The sequence below is a fragment of the Streptomyces sp. BRA346 genome, from assembly GCF_052851135.1.
In genome coordinates this window covers 85,688-98,359 of record NZ_JAIWIH010000019.1, presented here as the reverse complement: position 1 = coordinate 98,359, position 12,672 = coordinate 85,688, and the positions used below count along the sequence as shown (strand labels likewise).

Genomic DNA, 12,672 nt, shown 5'->3' with positions numbered 1-12,672 from the left:
GACATAGCCGCAGCCCGGGGGCATCCCGGCACGTCATGAGGTGCCACCCCGGTTGGGTCGCTGAACTCCCCGGGCGGGAACACTAGATTGAGCGGTGGCGCGGTGGCGCGAAACGCAGAGGCACAGCCGGTCAGGGGGCAAGGGGTAGCAGATGGACACCGAGGGCACGTTCGACTCCCGCAACACCCGACCCACCCCACCGCCCCGCCCCCCGGCCCCACCCCAGGTACCCCCGACGGCCCCGGCGGTGCCCCCGCCGATGCCTCCGGGGGCGCCTACGGGGCCGGGCGCGACGGCTCCGGGGGTGCGGCCGTCCTTCGTCGCCTGGTTGCGTACGCCGCGCGCCGAGGCGGCGGGGCCGGGGGTGTGGGCCTACGGGCACAGGCCCAAGCCGCCGGAGGACCCGGACCGGATTCCCGGGCGCCGGTTGTTGAGCGGGGCGGTCATCGCCGCGCTCTGCGGGTGGCTGCTCTGGTCGTTGCTCTGGAACGGATACCTCGGCGGCTACTGGCTGTGGCCCATGTATCTGCTGACACCCGACTCGTGGTACGAGCGCGGGGGGAACACGGACGCAGGCTGGTGGTCGCAGCGCATCTACATCGCCGTCTGCGTCGCATGCCTGGCCGTCCTCTTCGGCCGCGTCGGCCACTGGCCCGAAGTCTGGCGCCGCTACGTCACCCCCCTCTTCCGGCGCGCCTGGGACGAGACGGACGCGGCGGCCGCGCCGGATCGGCCCGAGGCCGATCCCGTCGAGTGGCCGCATCTGCGGGCCGCCGGGGCGCACGGGGCGGCCGATCGGCTGGCGGCCGAGGCGCGGGCCGGGGTGATGAACGACGTCGATCACGCGCGGATCGAGCACGCCTGGCAGTCCGTGCGGGCCGGGCGGAATTCGCTCGCCTCGTTCACCGACACCGTGCTGCGCCACGGCGCCGCCTCGCACGGCCATCCGTCCGGTGCCCGGGATCTGCCCGGCCGCACGGCCGAGCACGATCTGCTCGCCCGCCAGGTCCGGCTCGGGACCGCCGTCGACGATCTGCGCAATCCCTACCAGCACCGTGGCGCCGGGCTCGCGCTCGACCCCGATGTGCTGGGGACCTCACTGCTCGCCGTCGGGCCCCCCGGATCGGGGAAGACCGGGCGGCTGGTGCGGCCCGTCGTGGAGTCGCTGTGCCTCCAGGCGCTCGCCGGTCGGGTCGCGGTGGTGGCCGTGGGGCCCGCGGGGGCGGGGCTTGGGCCTGACGAGGCGTTCGACGTCGTCGTGAAGATCGGCCGCCCCGACTCCGTCTACGACTTCGACCTCTACGGCGGCACCACGGACCCCGACGAGGCCGCGGGCATCCTCGCCGAGGCGCTGATCGGCGACATGGCGGCCTCGCTGCCCGGCGGCGACAGCCGCCGGGCGGCCACGGCGCTGGCCCAGCTGCTGGGTCCCTACCGTGCCGCGCACGGCCGCTTCCCGTCCGTGCCGGAGCTGCGCGAGCTGCTGGACGGCGCGAAGACGGCGGTCGGCGCGCTGCGCGAGGCGCTCGACGCGGCGGGCGAGCGGGCGCAGGCGCGTGAGCTGGAGGCGCGGGTGCGGCAGTCCGGCGCGCCCGGGGATGTGGGGGCGCTGCTGGCCGACCGGATCGCGCTGCTGGACCGGCCCGCGTTCGCCAACTTCTTCGACACCACCGGCGACCGGCGGCCGTTCTCCCTCCGTGCCCTCGAACACCCGTTGCGGGTCCGGATCGATCTGCCGGAGCGCGGGCACGCCGAGGCGTCCCGCATGCTGGCCCGTCTCGTGCTCGCGCAGTTCACCGAGTGCGCGGCGGGCCGCGCCGACCGGTCGCTCTTCGCGTGCCTGGTCCTCGACGACGCGTCGCACACCATCACCCCTGAGGCGCTGCGCGGTATCCAGCGCCTCCGTGCCGCCCACGCGGGCGCGGTGCTCACCCTCCGGACCCTCGACGACGTTCCCGAGACGCTGCGCAGCGCGCTGCTGGGGGCGGTCGGCTGCCGGATGGCCTGCGCCGGGGTGACGACCTGGGACGGGGCCCGGTTCGCGGAGGTGTGGGGTACGGAGTGGGTCGAGACCCGGGACGTCACGGACCGGCAGATCATCTCGGACGAGCCGTTCACCAAGGTCCTGCACTTCATCCGCAAGGTGGTGACGGGGAAGGCCGTCACCACCCAGTCCGTGACGGTGCGGAAGGTGGAGCGCGAGCGCTGGTCCGCGTCCGAGCTGGCGCATTCGGTCCCGGCCGGGCACGCGGTGCTGTCGGTGACGTCGGTGCGGGGTGAGGGCGGACCGCCGGTGCTGGTGGATCTGCGCGGCTGAGCCACCAGCGGCTCAAGGGGTGACGTTCTCGGCGCGGATACCACGCATTCGTCCATTGAGGCAGAATCGGCAGTAGCCGTTCATACGGGACGGTGAAGTCGCATTCGTCGTCGTATCCCGTCGTCGCATCCGCATCGAAGGTGCCATGCCTCCCACGCTCGCCTCACTCGTCCACCACACCGCGCTCAAGCTGTCCGTCCTCGCGGGAGAGGACCGGCTGGAGACGCCGGTGCGCTGGGCCCATGTCAGCGAGCTCGCCGACCCCGTGCCGTACATGGAGGGCGGCGAGCTGCTGCTCATCACCGCGATGAAGCTGGACGCCGAGGATCCGGAGGAGATGGCCCGCTACGTCCGGCGGCTGGCCGACGCGGGGGTGGTGGGGCTGGGCTTCGCGGTCGGCGTCGCCTATGACGAGGTGCCGGCGGCGCTCGTGGCCGCGGCGAAGGAGGAGGGGCTGCCGCTGCTCGTGGTGCCGCGCCGTACGCCCTTCATCGCCATCAGCAAGGCCGTCTCGGCGGCGATAGCCGCCGACCAGTACCGCGCGGTGACCGCCGGGTTCGAGGCGCAGCGCGAGCTGACCCGCGCCGCCATAGGCGCCGAGGGGCCCGCCGCGCTGCTCGCCCGGCTCGCCGCGCACGTCGACGGCTGGGCGGCGCTCTACGACGCCTCCGGCTCCGTGGTCGCCGCCGCCCCCGACTGGGCCGCCCGCCGCGCCGCCCGCCACACCGCCGACGCCGAACGGCTGCGCGCCCGGCCCGCCCCGGCGAGCGTGGTGGTCGGCGGGGCCGGCGCGGATGCGGGCGACGAGCCGACGGACCGGGTGGAGCTCCAGTCGCTGGGCACCGGGCGCCGCACCCGGGGTGTCCTCGCGGTCGGTACGGGCGCGCCGCTGGGCACCGCCGAGCGCTACGCCGTCCACTCGGCCGTGGCGCTGCTGACCCTGACCACCGAGCGGTCCCGGGCCCTGCGGGAGGCCGAGCAGCGGCTGGGCACCGCCGTCCTGCGGATGCTGCTCGCGGGGGAGCCGGACCACGCCCGGGCGGTGGCCGGGCGGCTGTACGGGGGGCTGCTGGACGCCCCGTTCCGGATGCTGGTCGCCGAGGCGGTGCCGAGCGCGGGTGCGCACCCGTCGCGCGCGGCGTACGCGACGGACGAGACAGCGGCGGAGACGTCCGCGGACGCCGATACGGACACCGGTGCGCCGGGCGACGCGGACCGCGCCGACCCCCTCGGCGTGCTCGTGGACGCCATGGAGGCAGCCGCCGCCCGCGCCGGGGAAGCGGTGCTCGTGGTGCCCGACGGTGAGCGGCTGATCGTCCTCGCCCCGGACGGCGGGGCCGCCGTCGCCGTCTGCACGGAGCACGCCGAGGAGATCGAGAGCCGCCACGGTGCGGCGGCCCGCCCCCGCGATCGCGCCGCCCAGGGCGGCGGCCTGGTCGTCGGCCTGTCCGCCCCGGCGGGCCCCATCGCGGCCGCGGCCGCCTACCGGCAGGCGGAGCAGGCCCTGTCGGTGGCCCGGCGGCGCGGCCGGGTGCTGGTCGAGCACGAGCACGTCGCGGCGGGTTCGCTGCTGCCGCTGCTCGCCGACGACGCCGTACGGGCCTTCGCCGACGGCATGCTGCGCGCCCTCCACGACCATGACGCGACGGGCCGCGGCGATCTGGTCGCCTCGCTGCGCGCCTGGCTGTCCCGGCACGGCCAGTGGGACGCGGCCGCCGCCGACCTGGGCGTCCACCGGCACACGCTGCGCTACCGGATGCGCCGCGTGGAGGAGATCCTGGGGCGCTCCCTCGACGACCCGGATGTCCGCATGGAACTCTGGCTGGCCCTGAAGGCCACGGCCCCGGCGACACCCACGCTGAAGTCCTGAGCCATCCCCCACACCGCACGCCACGCCATTGCGGTGCGCTGCGGGCGCCGACTGCGCCGCCTCGGACAAACGCGCCGCGTGTCCCGCGCGCCTACGGTGGGAGGCAGAGAGACATCCGCACCATCACCCCACCACTTCAGAAGGGTCGGGATCCGCTGTGCCAGACACAAACGAAGCTGTCACCCATGCGTTCTGGCTCGCCGGCCGCGAGGCGACGGGCGAGAGCACGCTCGAGGTCACGTCGCCGTGGGACGGCCGGCGCGTCGGCGCGGTGAGCGTTCCCACCGAGGCGCAGATCGAGGAGGCCGTGGCGGCCGCCGAGGCCGTGCGCGGGGAGTTCGCCGCGACGCCCGCGCACGTACGGGCCGCCGCCCTCGACCACGTGTCGCGACGGCTCGCCGAGCGCACCGAGGAGATCGCCCGGCTCATCTCGGACGAGAACGGCAAGCCCATGAAGTGGGCGCGCGGTGAGGTCGGCCGCGCCGTCTCCGTCTTCCGCATCGCCGCGGAGGAGGCCCGCCGGTTCAACGGCGGGGAGGCCCAGCGCCTGGACACCGACCCCGGCGGCGTGGGCCGTCTCGCACTGACCCGCCGCTTTCCGCGGGGCACCGTGCTCGGCATCGCGCCGTTCAACTTCCCGCTGAACCTGTGCGCGCACAAGGTCGCCCCGGCCCTCGCCGTCGGTGCGCCGATCATCCTCAAGCCGGCGCCCGCGACCCCGCTGTCCGCGCTGGTCATCGGCGAACTGCTCGCCGAGACCGACCTTCCGGCGGGCTCCTGGAGCGTGCTGCCGGTGCCCAACGACCAGATGCCCGCACTGGTCCAGGACGAGCGGCTGCCGGTCATCTCCTTCACCGGTTCGGACAAGGTCGGCTACGCGATCCAGGCGTCCGTGCCGCACAAGCACTGCACCCTGGAGCTGGGCGGCAACGGCGCGGCGGTCGTCCTCTCCGACTACGCCACCGGCCCCGACCTCGACTGGGCGGCCACCCGCATCGGCACGTTCTCCAACTACCAGGGCGGCCAGTCCTGCATCTCCGTGCAGCGGGTGATCGCGGACGCGTCCGTGTACGAGCGTCTGCTGCCGAAGATCGTCGCGGCCGTCGAGGCGCAGGTCACCGGCGATCCGTCCGATGACACGACCGATGTCGGCCCGCTGGTCAGCGAGGACGCGGCCAAGCGCGTCGAGTCCTGGGTGGACGAGGCGGTCCGGGCCGGGGCGAAGCTGCTGACGGGCGGCAAGCGCGAGGGCGCGAACTACGCCCCGACGGTGCTCGCCGACGTCCCGGCGGACGTCACGATCTCCTGCGAGGAGGTCTTCGGCCCGGTGCTGACCGTCCAGAGCGCGGCGGACGAGGACGCGGCGTTCGCGGCCGTCAACGACTCCAAGTACGGGCTCCAGACGGGCGTCTTCACCCGCGACGTGCAGACCGCGTTCCGCGCGCACCGCGCGCTGGAGGTCGGCGGCGTGATCGTCGGCGACGTGCCGTCGTACCGGGCCGACCAGATGCCGTACGGCGGCGCCAAGAAGTCCGGCGTGGGGCGCGAGGGCGTGCGCTTCGCGATGGAGGACTACACGTACGAGCGGGTCATGGTCCTCACCGGGATCGACCTGTAACGAACACTCCCTGCGGCCCGCCTCGGCTTCCTCCGGACCCCACCCCTCAGAAGCCGAGGCGGGCCAGCCTGAGGGCCCCGCGCAGCGTGACGCGGAGGTCGTGCACCCCGGCCGGGGGCGTGGACAGATCGGCGCGGACCGTGGCGTAGGCGTAGCGGCCGCCGGTGGGCGGCACGGCGACGGCGGCCAGCGGCGTGCCGTCGGCGAGGTGGAGTTCGACCACCGCCTCGCCCGTCCCCTCGTGGGCCGCCTCGACCGTGACCGCCGTCGCGCCCGCGCCGAAGTCGCAGGCGCGGAAGAGCAGTCGGCCGACCGTCTCGTCGCCGCAGGCCACCGCGTCACCGCGGGCCTTGGTGCGGTCGACGAGCACGGTGCCGTCCGCCGCGTCGTGGTCCGCGGCCTCCAGCCCGCGCCGCAGCACCGGGCGCGGGGCGGGCGGCGGGCCGTCGAGGGTGAGGGCGGCGGTGCGGCGGATGTCCGCGCTGGAGGCGCCCGCGTGGATCTCGTACGGGCCCGGATCGACCGTCCAGCGGCCGTGCGCCACGTCCCAGAACCCCAGCGCCTCCTCCACCGGCACGGTGAAGAACAGCCGTACCCGCTCGCCCCGGCGCAGGGACACCCGGCGGTGGGCGATCAGCAGGCGGTGCGGGCGCGGCACGCGCGCCCCCGGGGCGCTCGCGTAGATCTGCACCACCTCGTCCCCGTCGCACGGGCCGGAGTTGATGACCGTGCACTCGACGGCCAGCGCCCCGGCGGCATCCCCGTCCCCGTCCTGCCCCACCTGCCGCACCAGCAGGCCGTCGTAGTCGAAGCGGGTGTACGACAGGCCGTGGCCGAAGGGGAAGAGCGGGGCGCCGTCGAAGTAGAGGTAGGTGGCGCGCGAGGCGATGATGTCGTAGTCCAGCAGGTCCGGCAGGTCGTCCTCGGACGCGTACCAGGTCTGCGGCAGCCGCCCGGCCGGTGAGACGTCGCCGCACAGCACCCGGGCCAGCCCGGTGCCCGCCGCCTGGCCGCCGTGCGCGGTCCACAGCAGGGCGGGCAGCGCGTCGGCCGCGTCCCCGACGGTGTAGGGATAGCTGCTGGTCAGCACCAGTGCGGTGCGGGGGTTGGCGGCGTGGGCCGCGCGCCACAGCCGGTCCTGCCCGGCGGGCAGGGCGAGGGTGGTGCGGTCCTCGGTTTCGCGGCCGTTGATGTGCGGGTCGTTGCCCAGGACGACGACGACCGCGTCGGCGCCGGCGGCGGCGCGCGCGACGGCGTCCTCGCCGCGTTCGACGACCTCACGGTGGAAGACCTCGGCCCGGGACCGGTCGGCAACCTTCAGGCCATCGGCGGCGACACAGACATACCCACCCGTCCCGCCGTGTCTGAGGAGATGTCCGTCGCCGTGCCGCTCCAGCGCGAACGTCTCCCGGACCACCCAGCCCCCGGGCTGCTCGGCGGCGGCCCGTACGAAGCCGTCGTCGGCGACCGTCAGATAACGCCCGGAGGGGGCGCGCAGCGTGAACACGCCCCCGCCCCAGTCGGCCAGGGCCAGGTCGGTGGGGGTGTCGCCGATGGTCAGCGGCGGCAGATCGGTGCGCCCCGTCGCGTGCGCCGGGTTGAGCGCCGCCTCCCGCGCCGCCTCCCGCCCCCGCTCCTCCGCCACGACACCGGGCGGCACCCGCACCCAGCCCGCCGCGGTGCGCAGCCGTATCGTGTCCGTCCCCTCCACGAACACCACACGGTCCGCGCCGAGCCGCGTGGCCAGTCCCTCGCGCGGCGAGCTGCGGCGCAGCAGACTGCCGCTGTACCAGTCGAGCTTGCACTCGTCGGCGAGCGGGCCGACCACCGCCACGGTGCCGGTGGCGGACGGCGACAGCGGCAGCAGCCCGTCGTTCTTGAGCAGGACGACGGCCTGCTCGGCGGCCTCCAGGGCGAGCGCCCGGTGCGCGGGCGTGTCGAAACCGGCGCCCCGCGGGTCGGCGTACGGATCGTCCTCCCCGTCGAAACCGTCGAACTCGCCCAGCGCGCACCGCATCGTCAGCAGCCGCCGCACCGCCGTGTCGACGACGGACGCGTCGATGAGCCCGCGCGCCAGCGCGCCCCGCACCCGGCCGATCGTCTTCGAGGAGTCCTGGTCGTGGTCGGTGAAGCTGTCCACCCCGGCCAGCAGGGCAGCCGCCACGCCCTCCTCGTGGGTGGCGAAGTAGCGCTCGGAGTCGACCAGATTGGAGGGCGCGCCCGCGTCCGAACAGACCACCAACTCCTGGTCGGTCCAGGTGCGCAGGTGCTCCCGCAGATACGGGGAGACATGGTTGGGCCGCCCGTTGACCAGGTTGTACGCGGGCATCACCCCGGCCACCGCGCCCGCCCGCACCGCCCCGCGGAACGCCGCGAGGTCGTACTCGTGCAGGACGCGCGGGCGCACGGAGGACGACGTGGTGTCGCGGTCGGTCTCGTTGTTGTGCGCCAGCCAGTGCTTGAGCACCGGGGCGGTGCGCCAGCGGTCCGGATGGTCGCCGCGCAGCCCGCGGGTGTAGGCGGCGGCCAGGGCGGAGGTGAGGTACGGATCCTCGGCATACCCCTCCTCGTTGCGGCCCCAGCGCGGATCGCGCAGCAGATTGACCACGGGCGCCCACACATTGAGCCCGACCCGCGGGTCGCGGGCGCGCATGGCCCGCGCCTCGGTGCCGACCGCCTCGCCGATCCGCCGCACCAGGTCCGGGCTCCAGGTGGCGCCGAGCCCGACCGCCTGCGGGAACACCGTCGCAGGACCCATCCAGGCGACGCCGTGCAGCGCTTCCTGTCCGGTGCGGAAGGCGGCGAGGCCGAGCCGCTCCACCGCGGGGGCGTACTGGTGGAGCATCGCGATCCGCTCGTCGGGGGTGAGCCGGGTGAGCAGGTCGTCCACGCGGGCGCCGAGCGGCAGCCGCGGATCGCGGAAGGGCGGACGGGTCGTCGGCTCACCGGGCTCGCAACCGCTCACGGGTCTCCTCGCGGAGGTCGGAGGTGTGATTCGAAGCGCTTCGATGCTGGGGGTCCAGGTCCCGCCCTGTCAAGGCTCGACGACTCAACGCCCCTTTCCCGCCATCCGGTTGTGAAAAGGCGAGAATCAACGGAACGTCGACCACTGCTTCCCGCCCGGCCCTTGCGCGACCTGACCCTCCGACTTAATCTCGGCGCAATATCGAAGCGCTTCGACCATCGATCGTACGGCGGGCTCGCCACGAAGGGTTGACGCAATGCCGAACTCCCAGGCTTCGGCCTCCACTTCCCCTCCCAGCCGGAGAACCTTCCTGGCCTCCACGGCGATCGCCGCGGCGGCCGTGACGGGAGGCGTTCCGCTGTTGTCCGCGTGCTCCACGGAGAGCGGCGGCAACAAGAACGGGACCACCTCCGGCAAGGAGCTGAAGAAGCTGCTGCCGACCTATGTGGCCTCGAAGGTGGCGGACCCGGATATTCCGAGTGTCAACGGCTCCAGCCCCGGCTACACCAAGGCCCCGCCCCCCGCCGAACTGGTCGCCTCCGTGCGGGGCAAGCCCGGCCACGGCGGCAGCTACACCATGTTCGAGCCGCTGTGGGGCACTCCGCCGCCCAAGAACAACGCCTACTACAAGGCCGTCAACGAGGCGCTCGGCGCGGAGATCAAGTTTCAGCCGCAGGACGGCAACACCTACGGCGAAAAGCTCAGCGCGGTCCTCGCCTCCGGAGACATAGCCGACATCGTGATGATTCCGCTGTGGGAGATGGGCGGAAAGATCCACGGCGCGGTCAGTGCCAAATTCGCCGACCTCGGCCCGTATCTCTCCGGCGACAAGGTCAAGAAATACCCCAACCTGGCCGCCATTCCCACCGCCGCCTGGCAGATGTCCGTCTTCGGCGGCAAGCTCCGCGGTCTGCCGATGCCCTCCCGCCCACTCTCCGGAGTCATTCCGTACTACCGCGAGGACCTGTTCAAGAAGAACGGATATCAGGTCCCGAAGAGCCCGGACGAATTCCTCGCCCTCGCCAAGGAGATCACCCGGCCCAAGAGCAAGGTCTGGGCGTGCGACGACATGTGGTGGTCGGCGCAGCGAATCTTCGGATGCCCGGGCGAGAAGCCGTACTACTGGGTGGAGAAGGACGGAAAGCTCGTCCACAAGGTGGAGACCGACAACTATCTGGAGGCCCTGGAGTGGTGCCGCAAGCTCTTCGCCAAGGGATACGTCCACCCCGACGCGGTCGCGGGCAAGGCCAATGACGCGCTGACCCGCTTCACCTCCGGACAGACCCTCCTCTACAACGACGGCGACGCCAAATGGTACGGCGCCACCTTCGAACAGGCCGGGCCCCACCCCGACTTCAAGATCCAGGGAATGGACTATTTCGGCCCCGACGGCGGCGACCCGGTCATCTACCTCGACCCGCCAGCCGCCATCTGGTCCTTCCTCAACAAGAACCTCGGCAAGGAGCAGATCGAGGAGATCCTCGCCCTCGCCAACTTCATCGCCGCCCCCTTCGGCACCAAGGAGCAGCGCCTCATCGACTACGGCGTCGAAGGCGTGCACCACACCCTGAAGGACGGCCTCCCGGTCAAGAACGCCACCGGTGTGCGGGACGTCCAGGACACCTACCGCTTCATCGCGTCCCCCCAGGCGAGCGTCGCCTACCCGGACTTCCCGCAGATGGTGAAGGACTACTGCGGCTGGATGCAGCGCATGGGCAAGTTCGCGAAGAAGCCGCTCTTCTACGGCATGCAGATCCAGGAGCCCAACCGGTACGCCTCCCTCTACACCCCCTTCGAGGACCTGGCCAAGGACGTCACCCGCGGCCGCAAGACCATCAAGGACGCCCAGCGGGCCATCAGCGACTGGCGCAGCGGCGGCGGCGACCGGCTCCGCGACTGGTACGCCAAGCTCCTGGAAGAGAACGGCAGCGGCGCCTGATGGCGGTGCACCTCCGCGACCGCGACCAACCCCGCGGCCGCCCCGCGGACCGCGTCCGGTGGTGGCACCGGCTGCGCCGCGACCGCACCCTGCTGCTGATGACGGCCCCCGCCGTCGGACTGCTCGTGCTGTTCACCTACGTCCCGCTGCTGTGGACCACGGTCGCGTTCAAGGACTACGACCCGTTCACCCAGGGGCTGTGGACCAGCCCCTGGGTCGGGTTCGAGAACTTCACCCTGCTCTTCCAGGACAGCCGCTTCTGGGACGCCTTCGCCAACACCCTCAGCATCACCTTCATCCAGCTGGTGCTGTTCTTCCCGGTTCCGGTCGCGCTCGCGCTGCTGCTCAACAGCGTGCTCAGCGATCGGCTCCGGGGCCTGGTGCAGTCGATCCTGTACCTGCCGCACTTCTTCTCCTGGGTGCTGGTCATCACGATCTTCCAGCAGATGCTCGGCGGCGCCGGGCTCCTCGCCCAGCAGCTGCGGTCCCACGGGTACGAGGGCTTCGACCTGATGACCGACCCGGGCGTCTTCAAGTTCCTCGTCACCGCCCAGCTGGTGTGGAAGGACGCGGGCTGGGGCGCGATCGTCTTCCTCGCCGCGCTGTCCGCCGTCAAACAGGACCTGTACGAGGCCGCCGCCGTGGACGGGGCGGGCCGTTGGCGCCGCATGTGGCACGTCACGCTGCCCGCGCTGCGCCCGGTGATCGCCCTGCTGCTGGTGCTGCGCGTCGGCGACGCGCTGACCGTCGGCTTCGAGCAGATCCTGCTCCAGCGCGACGCGGTGGGGCCGGGCGCCTCGGAGGTCTTCGACACCTATGTGTGGTGGGTCGGCATCGCCAACACCGACTACGGGATCGCCGCCGCGGGCGGCCTGATCAAGGGCGTTTTCAGCCTCGCCCTGGTCCTGATCGCCAACAAAGTCGCCCATATGCTCGGCGAGCAGGGGGTTTACCGGAAATGACCGTGACCGAGCGGCCCGCTGCCCCGGCCGCGACACCCTCCGCCGAACCGCTGCGCCGACGCGGCCGGGAGAAGCGCCCGGTGTGGGAGGAGGAGCCGGGCACGGTCGGTCAGGGCATCAAGGGCATCACCCTGACCGGGGTGTGCCTGGCGATCCTCGGCCCGCTGTGGGTGGTGGTCGTCACCAGCCTCTCCGACCAGAAGACCATCACCGAGGCGGGCGGTCTGGTCATCGTCCCCAAGACGATCACCTTCCGGGCCTACACCGAGCTGCTGAGCGGCGGGACGGTGACCCGCGCGACGCTCGTCAGCCTCGCGCTCACCGCGGTGGGCACGGCGATCAGCACCGCCGTCTCCGTGCTGTGCGCCTACGGACTCTCCCGCTCCGGGTCGTTCCTCCACCGCCCGATCCTGATGCTGCTGCTCGTCACCATGTTCTTCAACGCCGGGCTGATCCCCACGTATCTGCTGGTCACCGGCGTCGGCCTGGAGGGCAGCTACTGGTCGATGATCCTGCCGAGCGCCATCTCGGTCTTCAATGTGCTGGTGCTGCGCGCGTTCTTCCAGGACACCGCGCCGGAGCTGGTCGACAGCGCCCGCATCGACGGCGCGGGGGAGTGGCGGATCCTGTTCCAGATCGTGATGCCGCTGTCCAGGGCGGTGATCGCGGTGGTGTCGCTGTTCTACGCGGTCGGCTACTGGAGCCAGTGGTTCAACGCGATGCTCTACCTCAACGACCAGCAGATGTGGCCGCTCCAGATGATCCTGCGCCAGCTCGTCATCAAACAGCAGGCGCCGCAGGGCATGTCCCAGATGATCTCCACCCAGCAGATCCCGAGCCTGGCCGTGCAGATGGCCGTCATGGTGCTCGCGCTGATCCCCGTCGCGGTGCTCTACCCGTTCGTCCAGAAGCACTTCACCAAGGGCATGCTCATCGGCGCCGTCAAGGGCTGACCGAGCCGCCCGCCCGTTCCACCCGCCAAGTCCCGACCCGAAAGAGCA

At 72.5% G+C, this 12,672-nt stretch carries 7 protein-coding genes; 6 read left to right on the top strand and 1 reads right to left on the bottom strand.

Going from position 1 to position 12,672, the window contains the following annotated elements; genetic code table 11:
* The first annotated feature begins 151 nt into the window (after positions 1-151).
* The 3 genes from LCH29_RS22280 (at position 152) to LCH29_RS22270 (ending at position 5,805) form a co-directional block, all read left to right on the top strand.
* A complete protein-coding gene (locus tag LCH29_RS22280; protein ID WP_446463514.1) occupies positions 152-2,317 on the top strand; it encodes an ATP-binding protein in 2,166 nt (721 codons plus the stop codon).
* Positions 2,318-2,462: 145 nt separating this feature from the next.
* Complete coding sequence (locus tag LCH29_RS22275) at positions 2,463-4,187, top strand: PucR family transcriptional regulator (RefSeq protein WP_446463513.1); 1,725 nt, start codon at positions 2,463-2,465, stop codon at positions 4,185-4,187.
* Between the two features lie 157 nt (positions 4,188-4,344).
* Positions 4,345-5,805 carry an aldehyde dehydrogenase family protein gene (locus tag LCH29_RS22270; RefSeq protein ID WP_446463512.1) on the top strand — a complete coding sequence of 487 codons (1,461 nt, stop codon included), beginning with the start codon at positions 4,345-4,347 and terminating at the stop codon, positions 5,803-5,805.
* A 46-nt stretch (positions 5,806-5,851) separates the two neighbouring features.
* Here the strand turns inward: LCH29_RS22270 and LCH29_RS22265 are convergent, their stop codons facing one another.
* Positions 5,852-8,770, bottom strand: coding sequence for a glycoside hydrolase family 3 C-terminal domain-containing protein (locus LCH29_RS22265; RefSeq protein ID WP_446463511.1), 2,919 nt, complete (start codon positions 8,768-8,770; stop codon positions 5,852-5,854).
* A gap of 256 nt (positions 8,771-9,026) precedes the next feature.
* Here LCH29_RS22265 and LCH29_RS22260 point away from each other — a divergent pair, with 256 nt between their 5' ends.
* Genes LCH29_RS22260 through LCH29_RS22250 form a run of 3 tightly spaced genes read left to right on the top strand, consistent with a single transcriptional unit; the run spans position 9,027 to position 12,624 of the window.
* Positions 9,027-10,709: an extracellular solute-binding protein gene (locus LCH29_RS22260; protein ID WP_446463510.1), complete on the top strand. Its 1,683-nt coding sequence runs from the start codon at positions 9,027-9,029 to the stop codon at positions 10,707-10,709.
* Complete coding sequence (locus LCH29_RS22255; RefSeq protein ID WP_446463509.1) at positions 10,709-11,671, top strand: ABC transporter permease; 963 nt, start codon at positions 10,709-10,711, stop codon at positions 11,669-11,671. The genes LCH29_RS22260 and LCH29_RS22255 overlap by 1 nt, the downstream gene beginning before the upstream one ends.
* Positions 11,668-12,624: a carbohydrate ABC transporter permease gene (locus LCH29_RS22250; RefSeq protein ID WP_446463508.1), complete on the top strand. Its 957-nt coding sequence runs from the start codon at positions 11,668-11,670 to the stop codon at positions 12,622-12,624. Before LCH29_RS22255 ends, LCH29_RS22250 begins: the two co-directional genes overlap by 4 nt.
* Positions 12,625-12,672: the final 48 nt, after the last annotated feature.

Bases quoted from the DNA above. Each gene is read 5' to 3' on its own strand.
- LCH29_RS22275 (WP_446463513.1), top strand. From the start codon at position 2,463: ATGCCTCCCACGCTCGCCTCACTCGTCCACCACACCGCGCTCAAGCTG.
- LCH29_RS22250 (WP_446463508.1), top strand. From the start codon at position 11,668: ATGACCGTGACCGAGCGGCCCGCTGCCCCGGCCGCGACACCCTCCGCC.
- LCH29_RS22260 (WP_446463510.1), top strand. From the start codon at position 9,027: ATGCCGAACTCCCAGGCTTCGGCCTCCACTTCCCCTCCCAGCCGGAGA.
- LCH29_RS22280 (WP_446463514.1), top strand. From the start codon at position 152: ATGGACACCGAGGGCACGTTCGACTCCCGCAACACCCGACCCACCCCA.
- LCH29_RS22255 (WP_446463509.1), top strand. From the start codon at position 10,709: ATGGCGGTGCACCTCCGCGACCGCGACCAACCCCGCGGCCGCCCCGCG.